This window comes from Bradyrhizobium sp. CCBAU 53340 (genome assembly GCF_015291645.1).
In the GTDB taxonomy this organism is placed as follows: domain Bacteria; phylum Pseudomonadota; class Alphaproteobacteria; order Rhizobiales; family Xanthobacteraceae; genus Bradyrhizobium.
In genome coordinates this window covers 5,678,537-5,697,983 of record NZ_CP030055.1, presented here as the reverse complement: position 1 = coordinate 5,697,983, position 19,447 = coordinate 5,678,537, and the positions used below count along the sequence as shown (strand labels likewise).

The following is a 19,447-nucleotide window of genomic DNA, read 5'->3' as shown; positions in this document are numbered from 1 at the left end:
GCCATTATTCAAAGTCTCGCGAGCGGCCTGCTGATGGGCCTGCTCTATGGACTGATCGCGGTCGGCCTCGCGCTGATCTTCGGCCTGATGGACGTCGTGAACTTCGCCCATGGCGAGTTCCTGATGATCGCGATGTACGTGTCGTTCTTCCTGTTCACGTTCTTTGCCATCGATCCGTTGCTGTCGGCGCCGCTGGTTGCCGCCGCGCTCTTCGTACTCGGAGCGGTGGTCTACCTGCTGATCGTGCGCTTCGCCATGCGGGCCAAGACCAATGCAGGCATGGTGCAGATCTTCTCCACCTTTGGCCTCGCCATCGTGATGAGGGGCCTTGCGCAGTTCTTCTTTACGCCGGACTATCGCAGCATTCCGCAGTCCTGGCTCGGCAGCAAGACCATCTCGGTCGCCGGAATCTTCCTGCCGGAGCCGCAGCTGATCGGCGCGCTGGTCTCGATCCTTGCCTTTGCCGGCCTCTATGTCTTCATCCATCGCACCGACTTCGGGCGAGCGCTGGAAGCGACCCGCGAAGACCCTGGCGCGGTCGCGCTGGTCGGCATCGACAAGAACCGCGTGTTCGCGCTCGGCTGGGGTCTCGGTGCCGCGCTGGTCGGTCTCGCCGGCGCGATCATGGCGGTGTTCTTCTATATCTATCCTGACGTCGGCGCGTCCTTTGCGCTGATCGCCTATGTCACCGTGGCGCTCGGCGGCTTCGGCAGCGTGTTCGGCGCCTTCGCCGGCGGCATCATCGTCGGCCTGGTCGAAGCGATGACCGCCCTGATGCTGCCGCCCTCGCTGAAGTCGGTCGGCATCTATGCCGTGTACCTGCTCGTGGTCTTCATCCGGCCGCGTGGCCTGTTCGGGTCGATGTGATGGACAAGAATTTTGCCGCGCGGCGCCGCCGCGACCTCATTATCGCCGCGGTGCTCGCCGTGATCGCCGCGCTGACGCCATTGTTCGTGAAGGACGTCGTCGTCCAGAACATCCTGATCCTGACGCTGATGTATGCGGGACTGTCGCAGAGCTGGAACATCCTGTCCGGCTATTGCGGACAGATTTCGCTGGGGCACGCGCTCTATTTCGGCATTGGCGCCTACACCACCGAGCTCCTGTTCACCAAGTTCGGCGTGTTGCCTTGGTTCGGCATGCTCGCCGGCGGCATGATCGCGGCTGTCATCGCGATGGGGCTCGGCTATCCCTTCTTCCGCCTGCGTGGCCATTACTTCGTGATTGCGACCATCGTCATCGCAGAGATCGGGCTGCTGCTGTTCCAGAACTGGGATTGGGCGGGGGCGGCGATGGGCATCACCATCCCAATCCGCGGCGACAGCTGGCTGAAATTCCAGTTCCCGCGCACCAAGCTGCCGTACTTCTATTTCGCGCTGGTGCTGTGCTGCCTTGCCTGGTTCGTCACCTGGTGGCTGGAGGATTCCAAATGGGGCTTCTGGTGGCGTGCGGTGAAGGATAATCCGGACGCAGCCGAGAGCCTCGGTGTTGACGTGTTCAATTCGAAGATGGGCGCGGCCGCCGTCTCCGCCTTCCTGGTCGCGGTGGGCGGGAGCTTCTACGCCCAGTTCGTTTCCTACATCGATCCGGAAAGCGTCATGGGATTCCAGTTCTCGCTGCTGATGGCGTTGCCCGCCGTGCTGGGCGGCATCGGCACCTTGTGGGGGCCGGTGCTCGGCGCCGCCATCTTGATCCCGCTGACCGAACTGACGCGCTACAAGTTCGGCGGCACGGGGCGCGGCGTCGACCTCATTGTCTACGGCGCGTTGATCGTGGCGATCTCGCTGGCTCTGCCACAGGGTCTGGTGAGCCTGTTCTCACGCGCGAAGAAAACGGGGGCGACGCGATGACTGCGCTCCTCGAAACCCGCGGCGTCTGGCAGCGCTTCGGCGGCCTCGTCGCCAACAGCGACGTCTCGATCTCGGTCGGCCGCGGCGAGATCGTCGGCCTGATCGGCCCGAACGGTGCCGGCAAGTCGACGCTGTTCAATCTCATCGCCGGCGTCCTGCCGCCAACGCAGGGCTCGATCTGGTTCGATGGCGAGGATGTCACCCACATGCCCGCGGCCGAGCGTTGCCAGCGCGGGGTGGGGCGCACCTTCCAGGTCGTCAAGAGCTTCGAGACCATGACCGTGATCGACAACGTCATCGTCGGTGCTCTCGTGCGCAATACGGTGATGCGCGAGGCGCGCCGCAAGGCCTATGAGGTGCTGGAATTCACCGGGCTTGCCGCGCGCGCCGACGTGCTCGCGAGCGATCTCGTGCCGGCCGAGAAGCGCCGCCTCGAAGTCGCCCGCGCGCTCGCGACCGAACCGAAGCTGCTGCTGCTCGACGAAGTCCTCACCGGCCTGACGCCGACCGAGGCGCAGACCGGCGTGGCGCTGGTGCGAAAGGTCCGCGATGCCGGCATCACGGTGCTGATGGTCGAACACGTCATGGAGATCGTGATGCCGCTGGTCGATCGCGCCATCGTGCTCGACCTCGGCAAGGTGCTGGTCGAGGGCAAGCCCACCGAGGTCGTCCGCGACCCCAAGGTGATCAGCGCATATCTGGGAGATCGTCATGCTCAGCGTGCGTGAAGTCACGACCGCCTATCAGGGCCTGGTCGCGATCTCCGCGGTCAGCATCGAGGTCACCAAGGGCGAGATCGTCTGTGTCGCCGGCGCCAACGGGGCCGGCAAGTCGACGTTGCTGAAGTCGATCGCCGGTGCCGAGCGGCCGCGCTCGGGCACCGTGACCTTCGATGGCAAGCAGCTCAACGGCATGGCGCAACACCACATCACAGCGGCCGGCATCGCCTACGTGCCGGAGAATCGCCGCCTGTTCCCGCGCCTGTCCGTGCGCGACAATCTGCGCCTCGGCAGCTATCTCTATCGCGGCGAGGCGGATCGCGAGGGACCGCTGGAGCTCGTCTTCAAGCTGTTTCCGCGCTTGTCCGAACGGCTCGACCAACGCGCCGAGACGCTCTCCGGCGGCGAACAGCAGATGCTCGCGATCGGCCGCGCGCTGATGACGCGCCCGCGGCTGTTGATGCTGGACGAGCCGTCGCAGGGCATCATGCCCAAGCTCGTCGACGAGATTTTTCAGGCGGTGCTGCGCATCCGCGATGCCGGCATGACCGTGCTGATCGTCGAGCAGCGCATGGCCGAGTGCCTTGAGATCGCCGATCGCGCCTATATCCTGCAGACCGGTCGGGTGCTGATGCAGGGCCCGTCGGCGGAGATCAAGGGCAACCCGGACGTGCGAAAGGCGTATCTGGGGCTGTAGAAGTGTTGGGCGCGCATTCGCGCAACATACTCGGTGTCATCGCCCGCGAAGGCGGGCGATCCAGTATTCCAGAGACGTCAGAGAGGTTCGGATGAGCCGCGGCGTACTGGATTCCCCGCCTTCGCGGGGAATGACAACGGAGAGCGAGGTGGCATTGGTCGGCCCAGCAGCGCGCGCCGTCAATGCCCGTGCCCATGCTCCGGCAACGTCACCCCGAACACTTTCACCAAATCTGCGACCTGCTCCGGTGACAGATATCGCGGGTTCATCCCGCGCAGCAGCAGGTACAGCTTCGCCGTCTCCTCCAGCTCCTCGGTCGCGAACACCGCCGCTTCCAGCGTGTCGCCGGCAACGACGGGGCCGTGATTGGCGAGCAGCACGGACGAATATTTTCCCGCCAGTCCCTTGATCGCATCCGCGACCGCAGGATCGCCCGGACGGTAGTAGGGCACGAGCGCGGTGGCGCCGCACTTCATCAGATAATAGGCCGTCATCGGCGGCAGCGCGGCGCGTGGGTCGATCTCGGGCAGCATCGAGAGCGCGACCGAGTGCGTTGAATGCAGATGCACGATTGCCCGTGCGCTTCCGCGCGTGTCGTAGAGCGCAGTGTGTAGTGGAACTTCCTTGGTCGGCGCATCGCCCGACACCAGCCGGCCTTGATCGTCCAGCCGGGACAGCTTTGCCGGATCGAGGAAGCCGAGCGAGGCGTTGGTCGGCGTCACCAGCCAGCCGCCGCCGTCCAGGCGGACGCTGATATTGCCGGAGGAGCCCGGCGTCAGCCCGCGCTCGAACAGCGACCGTCCGAACCGGCAGATATCCTCGCGCAGCCTTGTCTCGTTGCTCGTCTCAGTTCTCATGGCCGTCATGCCCGCTTGTCTCACGCTTTGGCAGCGTGGCCAAGCCGTGTTATGCGAGATCGCGAGCCGTCGCAAAGGCCGGCCGTCCAGGAAACGTTCGCAAGGGTTAGTTGTATGTCCGCCTCCACCTCACAAAACCAGCGCATCGCCGTCATCGGGCTCGGCTCGATGGGATACGGCATGGCGACCTCGCTGAAGCGCGCCGGCCATGCCGTCACCGGCTGCGACCTTTCGGCCGATACGGTCGCTCTTTTTGTGAAGGACGGCGGCGCCGGCGCAACAACGCCGGCCGAGGCGGCCAAGGACGCCGATATCGTTGTCAGCGTGGTCGTCAATGCCGCGCAGACCGAAGCGATCCTGTTTGGCAAGGATGGCGCCGCCGACGCCATGCCGAAGGACAGCGTCTTCATTTCCTCCGCCACCATGGACCCGGACGTTGCGCGTCGCCTCGCCAAGCAATTGGAGGCGACCGGTCGACACTATCTCGATGCCCCGATTTCCGGCGGCGCGCAGCGGGCAGCCCAGGGCGAACTGACGATCCTTGCTTCCGGCAGCCCGGCAGCGTTCGCCAAGGCGCGCCCGGCGCTTGATGCCATGGCCGCGAAGCTCTACGAGCTTGGCGATGCCGCAGGGCAGGGCGCCGCCTTCAAGATGATCAACCAACTGCTCGCCGGCGTGCATATCGCCGCCGCCAGCGAAGCCATGGCGTTTGCCGCCAAGCAGGGCCTCGACATTCGCAAGGTCTATGAGGTGATCACGGCATCGGCCGGCAATTCCTGGATGTTCGAGAACCGCATGCCGCATGTGCTCGACGGGGACTACACGCCGCGCAGTGCCGTCGAGATCTTCGTCAAGGATCTCGGCATCATCCAGGACATGGCGCGCAGCGCCAGATTTCCGGTGCCGGTCTCGGCCGCGGCGCTCCAGATGTTCCTGATGACGGCTGCCGCCGGCATGGGCCGCGATGACGACGCCTCGGTCGCGCGCATGTACGCGCAGGTGACCGGCGTCAAGCTTCCCGGCGACAAGTAGGAGAGGATTTCCAATGCCCCGTTTTGCCGCCAACCTCTCGATGATGTTCACCGAGGTGCCGTTCCTCGATCGCTTCGATGCCGCTGCGCGGGCCGGGTTCACCGCCGTCGAGTTTCTCTTTCCTTATGATCATCCGGTCGAAGCGGTTGGCGAGCGGCTGAAGCGCAACGGCCTGACCCAGGCGCTGTTCAACCTGCCGCCGGGTGACTGGAGCGCGGGCGAGAAAGGCTTTGCCGCGCTTCCCTCGCGCTTCAATGATCTCAAGGCAAGCCTGGAGACCGCGCTGCCTTACGCCAAGGCGACCGGCGTCAAGCGGTTGCATTTGATGGCCGGCATTGCCAATCGCGGCGAGCGCGTCGCGATCGAGGCCTTCTACAAATCGGTGGCGTGGACCGCGGAATTCTTTGGGCCGCACGGCATCGACATCGTGCTCGAGCCGATCAACGCCCGCAACGTGCCCGGCTACTTCCTCAACGATTTCGGCTTCGCGCGTGACCTGATCCAGGAGCTGCGGCTTCCGAACCTGAAGCTCCAGTTCGACATCTATCACTGCCAGATCATTCATGGCGACGTCACCATGCGGCTGCGCGAGATGATGCCGATCATCGGCCACATCCAGATCGCCAGCATCCCGTCGCGCAACGAGCCCGATGGCGAGGAGCTGAATTATCCGTTCCTGTTCGACGAGCTCGACCGCCTCGGCTATGCCGGTTTCGTCGGCTGCGAATACAATCCGCGCGGCAAGACCACCGACGGTCTTGCCTGGTTCAAGCCCTATGCGGGAGTGAAGCCGTGACACTTGCATTGGGCTGTATCGCCGACGATTACACCGGCGCCTCCGATCTCGCCAACACGCTGACGCGCGCGGGCCTGCGCACGGTGCAAACCATCGGCGTGCCCGCCGATGATCTGGCGCTGCCCGAGGTCGATGCCGTCGTGGTGTCGCTGAAGAGCCGCTCGATCGAGGCGGGGCTTGCCGTGTCGCGCTCCCGTGCGGCCGAGACATGGCTGCGCGGCCGCGGCGCGCGCCATGTGCTGTTCAAGATCTGCTCGACCTTCGATTCCACCGATGCAGGCAATATCGGCCCTGTCATGGACGCGCTGCGCGCCGATTGCGGCGAGGCCGTCGTGCTGGTGACGCCGGCCTTTCCCGAGACCGGCCGCACTGTCTATCAGGGCAATCTGTTCGTCGGCGCCGTGCCGCTGAACGAAAGCCCGCTGAAGGACCACCCGCTCAATCCGATGCACGATTCCAACCTGGTGCGTGTTCTGGCGCGCCAGAGCAAGACGCAGGTCGGCCTTATCGACCTCGCGACACTCTCGCGCGGGTCGGAGGCCGTGCGGAGCCGGCTTGCCGAACTCTCGGCCAAGGGCATTGGCGCTGCGATCATCGACGCCGTGTTCGACCGCGACCTCGAGACCATCGGCCTTGTGGCGGCGGAGCACCGGCTCTCGGTCGGCGCCTCCGGCATCGGCCTTGGGCTCGCCCGCGCGCTGGTGTCGACCGGCAAGGTCAAATCGGCCGCAGCCGGCAGCCAGCAGGGAGCCGCCGTCGGCGGACAGGTGGCGTGCCTCGCCGGCAGCTGTTCGCAGGCCACCCTGCAGCAGATCGCCAACGCCGAACGCGTCATGCCGGTGTTGCATCTCGACACCGACCGTATTCTTACGGGGGAAAATGAAACGCAGCGCGTGCTGGACTGGGCGGCGCCGCGGTTGGCCCAAGGTCCTGTGCTGATTGCGTCGAGCGCGACGCCGGCTGACGTTGCCGCGCTTCAGGCGCGCCACGGCCGCGACGCTGCCGGGCACGCGATCGAGCAGATGATGGCCGAGATCGCCGAAAATCTCGTGAAATCAGGCGTGCGGCGGCTGATCGTCGCAGGTGGTGAGACATCCGGAGCGGTCGTTGATCGGCTGAAGATTCCCGGATTTCTCGTCGGAGCGGAGATCGCCGCGGGCGTCCCGGTGTTGCGTGCGGTAGGCGCTGCGGCCGGCGAGATGTTGCTGGCGCTGAAGTCCGGCAACTTCGGCGGGCCGGAGTTTTTCTCGGATGCGATGAGACTCATGCACTGAGCGCAGGGCATCTTAGCGCGCTGTTCATCTCTTTCGGGTTCCGTACCGGTACGGAGTCACCGCTTGCATCTGCCCTGTGGCTGGATGCCGGCGCAGCTCCCTTTGGTTGATTCCCAAGACGTCCGGACGCACGCCCGCGCCAGCACGAGAGACCTGATTATGCTCGCCAAGATCTCCATCCGCGCCAAGATCATCAGCGTCTTGGCGTTCCTGCTGCTTGCCATGACCGGCATGGGCCTGCTCGCCGTCATGAAGATGCGGTCGATGAACGCCAATACCGTCGACATCACCACGAGCTGGATGCCCAGCGTGCGCGTGCTTGGCGAGCTGCGGGCTGGCGTCATCACCTATCGCAACGTCCTTCGCGAGCACATGCTGTCCGAGACCCTGGATGACAAGTTGGCGGCTGAAACGACTGCGGCGACTGTGACCGAGGCGCTGGGCAAAACCCGAAAGACCTACGAGGCCATGATCACTTCGCCGGAAGAGCGGGCGCTCTATGAGGAGTGGTCAACACTGTGGGCCGAATATCAGAAGGGCGCCGAAGACGTCATGGAATTGTCGCGCAACGCGTTTGGCAAGGTCCCGCACGCGGCACATGAGTTGAACACCAAGACCGTCAACAAGATCGGTCTGAAGTCTGACGAGGTCCTGGCGAAAGCTATCGAGCTCAACACCAGGGGCGGCGACCAGGCCGCCCGGGATGCCGATGACAGCTATTCCTTCGCGTTCATGCTGGTCGCGATCATTCTCGGTGCTGCCGTGATGGCCGGCATCGGCGTCGGCTTCTACCTCGTCCGGGACGTTTCAGCCGGCATCGACTCGATCACCCGGCCAATGCAGGCGCTGGGCCACGGCGACCTCTCCGCCGAGGTCCCGCACCGGGGTGAGAAGACCGAGATCGGCGCGATGGCCGACGTGCTTCAGGTCTTCAAGGAAGCCCTGATCGCGAAGCAGGCTGCCGACGAGGCTGCTGCGGCCGACGCCGAGGCCAAGATCGAGCGGGGACGCCGCGTCGACAACATCACCCGCGAATTCGAGACGATGATCGGCGAAATCGTTCAGACCGTGTCGTCGGCCTCGACCCAGCTCGAGGCCTCCGCCTCGACGCTGACGTCGACCGCCGACCGCTCCCAAAGGCTGGCGACCACCGTTGCCGGAGCCTCGGAGGAAGCCTCGACCAACGTGCAGTCGGTGGCTTCGGCGACCGAGGAGATGGCGTCGTCGGTAGGCGAGATCAGCCGTCAGGTGCAGGAATCGGCGCGGATGGCGGGTGACGCCGTCGTCCAGGCGCGCGCCACCACCGAGCGCGTCAGCGAGCTGTCCAAGGCCGCCTCGCGCATCGGCGATGTCGTCGAACTGATCAATACCATCGCCGGCCAGACCAACCTGCTGGCGCTGAACGCCACCATCGAGGCGGCGCGCGCCGGTGAAGCCGGTCGCGGCTTCGCCGTGGTCGCCTCCGAAGTGAAGGCGCTCGCCGAGCAGACCGCGAAGGCGACTGACGAGATCGGTCAGCAGATCTCCGGCATCCAGGCTGCGACCAATGACTCCGTCGGAGCGATCAAGGAAATCTCCTCGACCATCGAGCGCCTCTCGGAGATCTCGTCGGCGATTGCAGCGGCCGTTGAAGAGCAGGGCGCAGCGACCCAGGAGATCGCCCGCAACGTGCAGCAGGCCGCGCATGGCACCCAGCAGGTCTCTTCCAACATCACCGACGTGCAGCGCGGAGCGACCGAGACCGGCACGGCCTCCTCTCAGGTGCTGTCGGCGGCGCAAATGCTGTCCAACGATTCGAGCCGGTTGAAGAACGAGGTCAGCAAGTTCTTGGGCTCGGTTCGCGCAGCGTAGGCCCAAGACGGTGCAGGTTTGAAAGCGGCGCCTTCGGGCGCTGCTTTTTTGCGCGCTGAAGAGGCGCGCTCCGCGGTCTTCCGAACGCGAGGCTGCATATCTGGAATGCGATTTCGCAGTGCGATAGCAGGGAAGTGACCGCGCGTGAGACGCTGTCGTTGGCCATTTCCGCGATGTTCGGGTAAATGGCAATAGGAACCGCGGGGGCGTGTTCCGTGTCCCCGTATTTGGAATTGCCTGACGAATGATTGCTCTGGTCCGCATTGCCCTGAGCCGGCCCTACACGTTTGTCGTGCTGGCGCTCCTGCTTCTGATCATCGGACCGCTGGCGGCACTGCGGACGCCGACTGACATCTTTCCGGACATCCGTATCCCCGTCATCGGCGTGGTCTGGCAGTACACGGGCCTGCCGCCCGACCAGATGTCCGGCCGCATCACCACGCCGTTCCAGCGGGCGCTGACGACGACCGTCAACGACATCGAGCACATCACCGCCAATTCCTATAACGGCTTTGGTATCATCAAGATCTTCTTCCAGCCCAACGTCGACATCCGCACCGCGAACGCGCAGGTCACCGCGATCTCGCAGACGCTGATCAAGCAGATGCCGCCGGGCGCGACGCCGCCCCTGATCCTAAACTACTCCGCTTCGACCGTGCCGATCATCCAGGTCGCGCTGTCCGGTGACGGCCTGACCGAGCAGAACCTTGCCGACATCGGCATCAACCAGCTCCGCACGCCGCTGGTCACCGTGCCGGGCGCCGCGATCCCGTATCCCTTCGGCGGCAAGCTGCGCCAGGTCCAGATCGACCTCGACCCGACCGCGCTCCAGGCGCGCGGGCTATCGGGCCAGGACGTCGCCAATGCGCTGGCGGCGCAAAACCTGATCACGCCGGTCGGCACCCAGAAGATCGGCCAGTTCGAGTACAACATCCAGCTCAACAACTCGCCGCTGAAGATCGACGAGCTCGGCAATTTGCCGATCAGGACCGTCAACGGCGCGATGGTCTATGTCCGCGATGTCGCAACCGTCAGGGACGGCAATCCACCGCAGACCAACATCGTCCATGTCGACGGCAACCGCTCGGTGCTGATGATGGTGCTGAAGGCGGGAGCGACCTCGACGCTCGACATCATTGCCGGCATCAAGCAGAAGGTGATCGACGTCAAGGACCAGATGCCGGATGCGCTGAAGATCGGCTTCATCGGCGACCAGTCGGTGTTCGTCCGCGGCGCGATCGAGGGCGTCGCCTTCGAGGGTGTCATCGCAGCGCTGCTCACCAGCGTCATGATCCTTTTGTTCCTCGGCAGCTGGCGATCGACGGTCATCATCGCGGTCTCCATCCCGCTCTCCGTGCTCGGCGCCATCATCATGCTGTCGGCGATCGGTGAGACGCTGAACATCATGACGCTCGGCGGTCTCGCGCTCGCGGTCGGCATCCTCGTCGACGACGCCACGGTGACCATCGAGAACATCAATTACCATCTCGAGCAGGGCAAGCCGGTCGAGCAGTCGATCCTCGACGGCGCCAACCAGATCGTGACGCCGGCCTTCGTCTCGCTGCTCTGTATCTGCATCGTGTTCGTGCCGATGTTCTTCCTCACCGGCGTCGCGCGCTTCCTGTTCGTGCCGATGGCGGAAGCGGTGATGTTCGCGATGATGTGGTCGTTCATCCTGTCGCGCACGCTGGTGCCGACCATGGCGAACTATCTGCTGCACGCGCATGTCCATCACGAGGGCGAGCCGCCGAAGTCGCGCAATCCGCTCGTCTGGTTCCAGCGCGGTTTCGAGAAGCGTTTCGAGCGCATTCGCGGCTTCTATCACAACCTCCTGGGCCTCGCGCTGGCGCATCGCATGGTGTTCGTCGTCGGCTTCCTCTGCGTGGTCGGCGCGTCCTTCGCGCTGGTGCCGTTCCTGGGCCGCAACTTCTTCCCCGCGGTCGATGCCGGCAACATCCTGATGCATGTCCGCACCCAGGTCGGCACCCGCGTCGAGGAGACCGCCAACCAGCTTGCCGACGTGCAGAAGGCGGTGCGCAAGCTGATTCCGGGCGAGATCGAGACCATGACCGACAATATCGGCATGCCGATTTCCGGCATCAACATGACCTACAACAACACCGGTGTGATCGGTCCACAGGACGGTGACATCCAGATCAAGCTCAGGGAAGGCCACAAGCCGACCGAGGAGCATGTGCGCGTGTTGCGCGAGCAATTGCCGCGCATGTTTCCAGGCGTCAGCTTCGCGTTCCTGCCCGCCGACATCGTCAGCCAGATCCTGAATTTCGGTGCGCCGGCGCCGATCGACCTGCAGATCCGCGGTGCCAATCTCGGCGCGAACTTCGCTTACGCCAACGATCTGCTGGCCAAGGTCCGCCGGATTCCGGGTGTTGCCGATGCACGCATCCAGCAATCGCCGAGCAACCCGACCTTCAACATCGACGTCGACCGGACCCGCGCGCAATATGTCGGCCTGACCGAGCGCGACGTCACCAACAGCCTTGTGGTCAATCTTGCTGGCTCCTCGCAGGTCGCGCCGACCTACTATCTCAACCCTGACAACGGCGTGTCCTATTCGATCGTGATGCAGACACCGCAATACCAGATCGACTCGCTCAGCGCGCTGCAGACACTGCCGATTACCGCATCAGGCAATTCGCAGTCGCCGATCCTCGGCGGCATCGCCGACATCAAGCGTTCAGTGTCGAGCGCGGTGGTGTCGCAATACGATATCCAGTCCATGGTTCAGATCTTTGCGACCACCTCGGGCCGCGATCTCGGTGCGGTATCCGCCGACATCCGTCAGCTGATCGCCGATACTGCCAAGGAGGTGCCGAAAGGCTCCTCTGTGGTGCTGCTCGGTCAGGTGCAGACCATGAATAGCGCCTTCACGGGTCTCTTGTTCGGCCTGTTAGGGGCCGTCGTGCTGATCTACTTCCTGATCGTCGTGAACTTCCAGTCCTGGTCCGATCCTTTCGTGATCATCACGGCGCTGCCGGCCGCGCTCGCCGGCATCGTCTGGATGCTGTTCACGACACAGACCACGCTGTCGGTGCCGGCGCTGACCGGCGCCATCATGTGCATGGGCGTCGCCACCGCCAACAGCGTGCTCGTGATCTCGTTCGCACGCGAGCGCTATGAGGAGCTCGGCGACCCCATCGCGGCGGCGCTCGAGGCTGGCTTCGTCCGCTTCCGCCCGGTGCTGATGACCGCGCTCGCCATGATCATCGGCATGGCGCCAATGGCATTGGGGTTAGGGGAGGGCGGCGAGCAGAATGCGCCGCTCGGCCGCGCCGTGATCGGCGGCCTGATCTTTGCAACCTTCGCCACGCTGATGTTTGTTCCTGTGGTGTTCAGCATGGTACACAAGAAACAAGGCGCCAAAGCCGCCGCCCCTTTGGAGACTCCGCATGTTGCCCACTGAACCCCGCTCCCCGGTGTCGCACCGGAAATTGGGCATTTTCGGCGTGGCGGCGCTGATCGCGGCGGGCCTCGTGGTCGGCTCCGGCATCCGCGCTCGCGAGGAGCAGGACTCCAAGCTGAAGGAATGGACCGACGACCAGGCCATTCCAAGCGTGGCGGTGACGCTGCCGAACGCCAAGACCCTGAACGCCACCATCGATCTGCCGGGCCGGCTCGAGGCCTATTACCGCGCGCCGATCTTCGCGCGCGTCTCCGGCTATCTCAAGGGCTGGAGTGCGGACATCGGCGCCCGCGTCAAAGCAGGGCAGGTGATCGCCGAGATCGAGGCGCCCGATCTCGACCAGCAGCTTCTGCAGGCCCGCGCCGATCTCGCCAGCCAGCAGGCGAGCGCCAGGCTGTCGGAAGCCACGCTGAACCGGCGCAAGACGCTGGTCGCCTCCAATTTCGTCTCGGCGCAGGAAATCGACGAACGCAGCGCCGATCTCTCCAACAAGAACGCCGCCGTCAAGTCCGGCCAGGCCAATGTCGAGCGGCTTGAGGCGCTCGCCGGTTATAAGAAGATCACCGCGCCGTTCGACGGCGTGGTGACCGCGCGCGACACCGACGTCGGCGCGCTGATCAACGCCGGCGGCAGCTCGGGCCCGGCGATGTTCGTGGTTTCCGATATCACCAAGCTGCGCGTCTACGTCAACGTGCCACAGAACTACGTGCCGGCGATCAAGCTCGGTGCCAAGGCCACCATTTCGCTGCCGGAATATCCGAACCGGACTTTCCAGGCCACGGTGGAGGCGTCCTCTCAGGCCGTCGATGTCGCCTCGGGGACTACGCGCATGCAGCTTGGCCTCGACAATTCGAGCGGCGAGCTGATGCCGGGCGGCTATGCCAGTGTCAAGCTGAGCCTCCAGCGCGATTCCGCGCCGCTCAGCATTCCCGCCAGCGCCCTGATCTTCAACGGCAGCGGCCTGCGCGTCGCGACCGTAGGCGCCGACGACAAGGTGCAGTTCAAGACCGTGACCATCGCCCGTGATCTTGGCCGCGAGATCGAGCTTGCCTCGGGGATTGCAGCAGATGACCGCATCATCACCGCCCCGCCGGACGGCCTGTCCGACGGCGATCAGGTGCGCGTCGTCGGCGCCGGCGGCAAGCCGGCGACCGCGTCGGAGAAGCAGCCGCCGAAGAGCTAGGTTCGGTCTTGTAGGGGGGCAAAGGCGCTCTTGCGCCGTGCCCACGTCTTTTCATCAAATAAGCAAAACGTGGGCACGCTTCGCTTTGCCCACCCTACAAGAGCTACGCCACCCGCCACTCCGGCACGCCATCCGCAGCCATCGTGATCTCGCCGAGCGAGCCCACCGGCGTGCGATCCATGTTCAGCAAATGCCCTAGCGTTGCACTATCGCTCGCCGGAATCCGTGCCAGCGTGCGCCGGCCATCCTCCGTGCGCAGCATCACCACGCCGTGCTCGACATCGCCGCCACGGCCATAGAGCACCGTAAAGCTCTCGACCTTACCCTTGCCCGAGATCTCCGTGATGAATTCCGGAACGGCGCGCTTGTTGCGGTCAGCCTCTCCTTGCACGCTCGTCTCCTGCGCCAGCGCCTCGCGCGGCGGCGTCTTGGAGACGACCAACGCATGATGCTTGGTGACGAAGCCGCCCTGGCCGTAGAGCAGGCCAAGTCCGGCGCCATCGCGAATCCGACGCACCATCGCGCAGGCCGCATGCGTCATGTAGGTGTTGAGCGGCGCACCGAAGAAAGTGAGGCCGCCGGTTACGGTGGGCTGCACGTCGGCGGAAAGGCCCAGCGTCCGTCGCGCCATTTTTGGCACGCAGGGGAAGCAGCTATAGAGCTCGATCGCGTCGAACTGTTTTCCGTCCCCGCCGGCGAGATTCATCGCGGCCTTCAGCACCGCATTCTGCGGATGGCTCTCGTAGAACTGGTCGCGCAAGAGGTAATCAGGCGGCTCCTCGGCAGACGCGCCGCCGAGCGGATACACCAGCCTGTCGTCCGCGACGCCGAGCGCGCGCGCCTTGGCAAGGCTGGTGAGCAACAGCGCGGCGCCCATGTTGACGCTGGGGTTGGCCACCATCAGCTTGTTGTAGGGCCAGGCGATGAGCCGGTTGTCGGCCGTCGGCGTCGTGATCTCCTCAGGGGCATAGCGCCGCTTCAGCCAGGCATTGGGATTTTGCGCGGCGGCGTCCGAATAGCGCGACCACAGCGTTCCCGATTCTGCCATCGCCTCGCGCGGCGTCTGGCCCCAATGCGCGGAGGAGGCAGCTTCGTAGAACGGATAGACCGTGACAGGACGGAACACGCCGAGCTTCACGGCGAGCGGTTTCTGAAACGCGGCGCCGCGCTTGGGCTCCGCCACATCATGCGCGAACGGCGTCCATGGCAGCTTGACGCCGGCGCGATCGGCTTTCGTCGCAGTCGATTGCGCTTCGGCGCCGCAGACGGCCGCCACGGTGCACTCCCCGCGCGCGATGCGCTTTGCCGCCTCGTGGATGTAGCGGATCGGGCTCTCACCGCCGACCGGGCCGTAATAGCAATGCGTCGGCGAGACGCCGAGGCGCTGCGCCAGCAGCTTCTCCGGATCGCGATAGCGCCAGCTCAGGAAGTTGACGACGTCGAGCGACCGGATCTCGCCAAGCAGCTTTGCGCCGGCGTCAGCCTCGGCCCGCCGCAAGGCCTGTTCGAGCAGGTCGAGGGGCTCGAGGCCCTCGGCGATCTCCTTGGGGCGGTCGACGATCTCGCCGATGCCGACGATGACGGGGATGCGGTCTTCGGGGATGTTGGTCTTGGTCATTTCTTCTTGCTTCACTCTCAAAATCCGTAGCACGCCGTCGTCCTTCGAGGCTCGCTGCGCGGTGCTGCGCACCGTGCTGCTCGCACCTCAGGATGACGGCTACGGGGACAGCGTCATCCTGAGGTGCGAGGTCGGCGGCGCAACGCGCCGTCGGGCAAGCCTCGAAGGATGGGCCGCGAACTCGAATCCAGCCACACGGCGCTCACTCCGCGACCAGCGCGTTCATGTGCTCGACGGCTTCGGCGAACTCCTCCTTGAACTCCTGCACCACGGCGCCGGCCGATTTCACACTGTCGATCAATCCGACACCCTGGCCGACGAAATAGCTGACGAGGTCGCGCGCCTTGGCGTTGCCGGCGGCCGCCGCGCGGTCGATCGCGTGGAAGGCGTCGCGGCTGACGATGCTCTGCAGCGGCATCGGCAGCGCGCCGGGGCTTTCCGGCGCGCGATCCCAGGCATCGGTCCAGACCGAGCGCAGCTGCCGCGCCGGCTTGCCGGTGCGCCCCTTCGAGCGGATCGCATCGCGCGATGAGGCCGCGATCATCTTCTCGCGAAAGATTTCGCTGGTCTCCGATTCGACCGTCGCCAGCCACACCGAGCCGGTCCACGCGCCGGCCGCACCCATCGCCATGCAGGCCGCCATCTGCCGGCCCGTCATGATGCCACCGGCCGCCAGCACCGGCACGTCGCGGACCTTCTTGATCGCCTTGATCACCTCCGGCACCAGCACCATGGTCGAGACCTCGCCGCAATGGCCGCCGGCTTCGGTGCCCTGCACCACGAGGATGTCAACGCCGGCCGCGACCTGGCGCAGCGCGTGCTCCTTGGCGCCGACGAGCGCGGCGACGGGCACGTTGTGTTTCCTGCCCATCTCGATCATCGCCTTCGGCGGCACGCCGAGCGCATTCGCGATCAGGCGGATCGGATGATTGAAAGAGACTTTTAGCAGCTCCAGCGCGGTCTCGGCGTCGAACGGTTGGGGCTGGTTGTCGTCCACCTCTGTCGTCGTCAGCTCGATATCGTATTTCTTCAGGAGGTCGCGCGTGTAGGCGCGGTGCTGCTGCGGTACGCGCGCTTCCAGGCTCTTCCAGGTGACGTGCTTCTCGCCTGCGGTGGAGATGTTTTCCGGGATCAGCACGTCGATGCCGTAGGGCTTGCCGTCGACGTGATCGTCGATCCATTTCAGTTCCCGTTCGAGCGTGTCAGGTGTGTGCACGGTGGCGCCCAGCACGCCGAAGCCGCCGGCGCGGCTCACGGCCGCGACCACATCGCGGCAATGGCTGAAGGCGAGCAGGGGGAACTCGATTCCCAGCATGTCGCAGATCGGCGATTTCATGGTTCTCTCCCGGCGGGTCTCGACGCGGCTGCGCCCATCGTCATGTGCGATGCCATGCCGGATTCCCGCGCGCATCTTGCGTGCAGGCGTCACGTGGTGCGATGGGCCATCCCGGCCGCACCGATGCGCTGTCGAGCGAGGTTCACCGAATGCATGACGCCGGCCTCAGGCCCGCGCCGGACGCAGAGCGGGCGGGGCTTGCCATCGGCCATGCGCGGGCTAATTAATGCACACGCATCTTTCCGCCGGAGCCCTCGCATGACCGACGCCCCCGCTTACGTGCCGCCCAAAGTCTGGACCTGGGACAAGGAGAATGGCGGCCAATTCGCCAGCATCAACCGGCCGATCGCTGGCCCCACCCACGACAAGGAGCTGCCCGTCGGCAAGCACCCGCTGCAGCTTTATTCCCTGGCGACGCCGAACGGGGTGAAGGTCACGGTGATGCTGGAGGAGCTTCTGGCGCTGGGCCACAAGGGCGCCGAATACGACGCCTGGCTGATCAGAATAGGCAATGGCGACCAGTTCGGCAGCGGTTTTGTCGACATCAACCCGAACTCGAAAATTCCGGCACTGATGGATCGCTCGGGTCCGGAGCCTATCCGGGTGTTCGAGTCCGGCTCGATCCTGTTCTATTTGGCCGAGAAGTTCGGTGCCTTCCTGCCCAAGGATATCAAGACCCGCACAGAGGCGATGTCCTGGCTGTTCTGGCAGATGGGCAGCGCGCCCTATCTCGGCGGCGGCTTCGGCCACTTCTACGCCTACGCGCCGTTCAAAATCGAATACGCCATCGACCGCTTCGCGATGGAGACCAAGCGTCAGCTCGATGTGCTCGACCGTCGCCTCGCCGATCACGAATATCTCGCGGGCAAGGAGTACACCATCGCCGATATTGCCGTGTGGCCCTGGTACGGCGCGCTCGCCAAGGGGCTGGTCTACGGCGCCGGCGAATTCTTGTCGGTGCAGGATTACAAGAACGTGCAGCGCTGGACCGACCAGATCGCGCAGCGTCCCGCCGTCAAGCGCGGCCGCATGGTCAATCGCGTCTCCGGCGATCCCGCCAGCCAGCTCCACGAGCGGCACGACGCGAGTGACTTCGAGACCAGGACGCAGGACAAGATTGAGGCCGCGAAGACTGCCTAACTCGCAGATCTCGTAGGGTGGGCAAAGCGACTTGTCCGCCGTAGCTCACTCGAAGAGCGAAGGCGGAAGCGTGCCCACCACCTCTCGCCTAGGCAGGATGGTGGGCACGGCGCGCGAAGTGCGCGCCTTTGCCCACCCTACGGCTCTTCCCGAGTGGGAAGAGCAGAGACCTTCACGCCATGCTCAGTTCGTGGCGGCCGACCACCATCCAGTGTACCTCGTCCGGACCATCGGCGAAGCGCAGGTGCCGGACGTCCTGGTACATTTCCGCGAGTGGGGTCCAGTGCGAGATGCCGGTGGCGCCGTGCATCTGGATTGCCTGATCGATGATCTTGCAGGCGCGCTCGGGCACCATGGCCTTGACCATGGAGACCCAGACGCGGGCTTCCTTGTTGCCGAGCACATCCATGGCCTTGGCGGCCTTCAGCACCATCAGCCGCATCGCCTCGATCTCGCAGCGGGCCTGCGCGATGATCTGCATGTTGCCGCCGAGATGGGCGATCTTCTTGCCGAAGGCTTCGCGGGTGAGGCCACGCTGCACCATCAAATCGAGCGCCTTCTCGGCCTTGCCGATGGTGCGCATGCAGTGATGGATGCGGCCCGGCCCTAAGCGGAGCTGCGAGATCTCGAAGCCGCGGCCTTCGCCGAGCAGCATGTTCTCCTTCGGCACGCGCACATTGTTGAAGCGCATATGCATGTGGCCGCGCGGCGCGTGGTCCTGACCGAACACGTACATGGGCCCGAGCACTTCGACGCCGGGCGTGTCGCGCGGCACCAGAATCTGCGACTGCTGCTTGCTCGGCGCCGCGTCGGGATTGGTCTTCACCATCACGATGAGGATCTTGCAGCGGGGATCGCCGAGACCGGAGATGTAATACTTCTCGCCGTTGATGACCCATTCGTCGCCGACGAGCTTTGCGGTGGTCGAGATGTTCTTGGCATCGGAGGAGGCGACGTTCGGCTCGGTCATGACATAGGCGGAGCGGATCTCGCCGTTGAGCAGCGGCTTCAGCCACTTCTCCTTCTGCTCCTTGGTGCCGACGCGCTCCAGCACCTCCATGTTGCCGGTGTCGGGCGCCGAGCAGTTCATGGTCTCAGAGGCCAGCGGGCTCTTGCCGAGCTCGGCGGCGATATAGGCGTAGTCGAGATTCTTCAGGCCCTGGCCGGTCTCGTCATCGGGCAGGAAGAAGTTCCAGAGGCCTTCCTGCTTGGCCTTGTTCTTGGCCTTCTCCAGCACCTCGAGCTGCTTCGGCGTAAAGCTCCAGCGATCCTCCTTGCCTTCGCCGGCCTTGGCGAATTCGATCGACATCGGCTCGACGGTGTCGCGGATGAACTTCTTGACGTGATCGTAGAGCGGCCGGACCTGGTCCGACATCCTGAGATCATTGAGCTCATCGCCGGGATTGAGCGTGTAGTTGGTGGTGCGGGGAATATAGGTGTGCTTTGTCATTGTTCCTCCCGGGACGTCAGAGATCGTATTGGCCGGGAGAATAGTCGCAGCGCCACGAAAGTGCGAGCGCGTATTTTCCCGCGCGCGCCATGCCATGCGATGGAATATCGCGAGGGCGTTTGAAATGTTGTTTGAATGGCGGCGGAGGAGGCAGCGGGTGCGCGCCTCACTCTCCGCTGTCATCGCCCGGCGAAGACCGGGCGATCCAGTATTCCAGAGG

At 64.8% G+C, this 19,447-nt stretch carries 15 protein-coding genes; 11 read left to right on the top strand and 4 right to left on the bottom strand.

Translation table 11 applies throughout. From position 1 onward, the window contains the following. Window positions 1-33: 33 nt before the first annotated feature. The 4 genes from XH89_RS26905 to XH89_RS26890 are packed head-to-tail and all read left to right on the top strand — an operon-like array spanning window position 34 to window position 3,266. Window positions 34-867: a branched-chain amino acid ABC transporter permease gene (locus XH89_RS26905; RefSeq protein ID WP_246767914.1), complete on the top strand. Its 834-nt coding sequence runs from the start codon at window positions 34-36 to the stop codon at window positions 865-867. Continuing rightward, entirely contained in the window at window positions 867-1,850 is a 984-nt protein-coding gene (locus XH89_RS26900; RefSeq protein WP_194463388.1) for a branched-chain amino acid ABC transporter permease, read from the top strand. The genes XH89_RS26905 and XH89_RS26900 overlap by 1 nt, the downstream gene beginning before the upstream one ends. Continuing rightward, a complete protein-coding gene (locus XH89_RS26895) occupies window positions 1,847-2,578 on the top strand; it encodes an ABC transporter ATP-binding protein (RefSeq protein WP_194463387.1) in 732 nt (243 codons plus the stop codon). The genes XH89_RS26900 and XH89_RS26895 overlap by 4 nt, the downstream gene beginning before the upstream one ends. Then, a complete protein-coding gene (locus XH89_RS26890; protein ID WP_194463386.1) occupies window positions 2,562-3,266 on the top strand; it encodes an ABC transporter ATP-binding protein in 705 nt (234 codons plus the stop codon). The genes XH89_RS26895 and XH89_RS26890 overlap by 17 nt, the downstream gene beginning before the upstream one ends. Window positions 3,267-3,445: 179 nt before the next feature. Here XH89_RS26890 and XH89_RS26885 read toward each other — a convergent pair whose 3' ends face one another. After that, complete coding sequence (locus XH89_RS26885; RefSeq protein WP_194463385.1) at window positions 3,446-4,132, bottom strand: aldolase; 687 nt, start codon at window positions 4,130-4,132, stop codon at window positions 3,446-3,448. A 105-nt stretch (window positions 4,133-4,237) separates the two neighbouring features. Between XH89_RS26885 and ltnD the strand changes: the two genes are divergently transcribed. From ltnD to XH89_RS26855, 6 genes are all read left to right on the top strand, one after another. Next, the gene (gene ltnD, locus XH89_RS26880; RefSeq protein ID WP_194463384.1) at window positions 4,238-5,155 is read left to right on the top strand and encodes an L-threonate dehydrogenase; all 918 of its coding nucleotides are present in this window, start codon (window positions 4,238-4,240) and stop codon (window positions 5,153-5,155) included. 13 nt (window positions 5,156-5,168) lie between these two features. Continuing rightward, window positions 5,169-5,951 (top strand): 2-oxo-tetronate isomerase, encoded by a 783-nt coding sequence (gene otnI / locus XH89_RS26875; RefSeq protein WP_194463383.1) that lies wholly within the window; start codon window positions 5,169-5,171, stop codon window positions 5,949-5,951. Then, entirely contained in the window at window positions 5,948-7,225 is a 1,278-nt protein-coding gene (gene otnK, locus XH89_RS26870; protein ID WP_194463382.1) for a 3-oxo-tetronate kinase, read from the top strand. Before otnI ends, otnK begins: the two co-directional genes overlap by 4 nt. A 159-nt stretch (window positions 7,226-7,384) precedes the next feature. Beyond that, on the top strand, window positions 7,385-9,076 hold the full coding sequence (locus tag XH89_RS26865) for a methyl-accepting chemotaxis protein (protein WP_194463381.1): 1,692 nt from the start codon (window positions 7,385-7,387) through the stop codon (window positions 9,074-9,076). A 244-nt stretch (window positions 9,077-9,320) separates the two neighbouring features. Further along, the gene (locus XH89_RS26860) at window positions 9,321-12,500 is read left to right on the top strand and encodes an efflux RND transporter permease subunit (RefSeq protein WP_194463380.1); all 3,180 of its coding nucleotides are present in this window, start codon (window positions 9,321-9,323) and stop codon (window positions 12,498-12,500) included. Further along, window positions 12,487-13,683 (top strand): efflux RND transporter periplasmic adaptor subunit, encoded by a 1,197-nt coding sequence (locus XH89_RS26855; protein ID WP_194463379.1) that lies wholly within the window; start codon window positions 12,487-12,489, stop codon window positions 13,681-13,683. Before XH89_RS26860 ends, XH89_RS26855 begins: the two co-directional genes overlap by 14 nt. 103 nt (window positions 13,684-13,786) lie before the next feature. On the opposite strand, the gene XH89_RS26850 is transcribed toward XH89_RS26855, so the two are convergent. Both XH89_RS26850 and XH89_RS26845 read right to left on the bottom strand, forming a co-directional pair. Then, complete coding sequence (locus XH89_RS26850) at window positions 13,787-15,301, bottom strand: acetyl-CoA acetyltransferase (protein WP_194468642.1); 1,515 nt, start codon at window positions 15,299-15,301, stop codon at window positions 13,787-13,789. A 202-nt stretch (window positions 15,302-15,503) separates the two neighbouring features. Continuing rightward, entirely contained in the window at window positions 15,504-16,637 is a 1,134-nt protein-coding gene (locus XH89_RS26845) for a nitronate monooxygenase (protein ID WP_194463378.1), read from the bottom strand. A gap of 258 nt (window positions 16,638-16,895) precedes the next feature. Between XH89_RS26845 and yghU the strand changes: the two genes are divergently transcribed. Then, a complete protein-coding gene (gene yghU / locus XH89_RS26840) occupies window positions 16,896-17,777 on the top strand; it encodes a glutathione-dependent disulfide-bond oxidoreductase (protein WP_194463377.1) in 882 nt (293 codons plus the stop codon). Between the two features lie 172 nt (window positions 17,778-17,949). On the opposite strand, the gene XH89_RS26835 is transcribed toward yghU, so the two are convergent. Continuing rightward, window positions 17,950-19,227, bottom strand: coding sequence for an acyl-CoA dehydrogenase family protein (locus XH89_RS26835; RefSeq protein WP_035709193.1), 1,278 nt, complete (start codon window positions 19,225-19,227; stop codon window positions 17,950-17,952). Window positions 19,228-19,447 lie beyond the last annotated feature (220 nt).

Coding starts and splice junctions, on each gene's coding strand:
- XH89_RS26835 (WP_035709193.1), bottom strand. CDS start 19,227: ATGACAAAGCACACCTATATTCCCCGCACCACCAACTACACGCTCAAT.
- yghU (WP_194463377.1), top strand. CDS start 16,896: ATGACCGACGCCCCCGCTTACGTGCCGCCCAAAGTCTGGACCTGGGAC.
- XH89_RS26855 (WP_194463379.1), top strand. CDS start 12,487: ATGTTGCCCACTGAACCCCGCTCCCCGGTGTCGCACCGGAAATTGGGC.
- XH89_RS26905 (WP_246767914.1), top strand. CDS start 34: ATGGGCCTGCTCTATGGACTGATCGCGGTCGGCCTCGCGCTGATCTTC.
- XH89_RS26860 (WP_194463380.1), top strand. CDS start 9,321: ATGATTGCTCTGGTCCGCATTGCCCTGAGCCGGCCCTACACGTTTGTC.
- XH89_RS26890 (WP_194463386.1), top strand. CDS start 2,562: ATGCTCAGCGTGCGTGAAGTCACGACCGCCTATCAGGGCCTGGTCGCG.
- XH89_RS26865 (WP_194463381.1), top strand. CDS start 7,385: ATGCTCGCCAAGATCTCCATCCGCGCCAAGATCATCAGCGTCTTGGCG.
- XH89_RS26850 (WP_194468642.1), bottom strand. CDS start 15,301: ATGACCAAGACCAACATCCCCGAAGACCGCATCCCCGTCATCGTCGGC.
- ltnD (WP_194463384.1), top strand. CDS start 4,238: ATGTCCGCCTCCACCTCACAAAACCAGCGCATCGCCGTCATCGGGCTC.
- XH89_RS26885 (WP_194463385.1), bottom strand. CDS start 4,132: ATGACGGCCATGAGAACTGAGACGAGCAACGAGACAAGGCTGCGCGAG.
- XH89_RS26845 (WP_194463378.1), bottom strand. CDS start 16,637: ATGAAATCGCCGATCTGCGACATGCTGGGAATCGAGTTCCCCCTGCTC.
- XH89_RS26900 (WP_194463388.1), top strand. CDS start 867: ATGGACAAGAATTTTGCCGCGCGGCGCCGCCGCGACCTCATTATCGCC.
- XH89_RS26895 (WP_194463387.1), top strand. CDS start 1,847: ATGACTGCGCTCCTCGAAACCCGCGGCGTCTGGCAGCGCTTCGGCGGC.
- otnI (WP_194463383.1), top strand. CDS start 5,169: ATGCCCCGTTTTGCCGCCAACCTCTCGATGATGTTCACCGAGGTGCCG.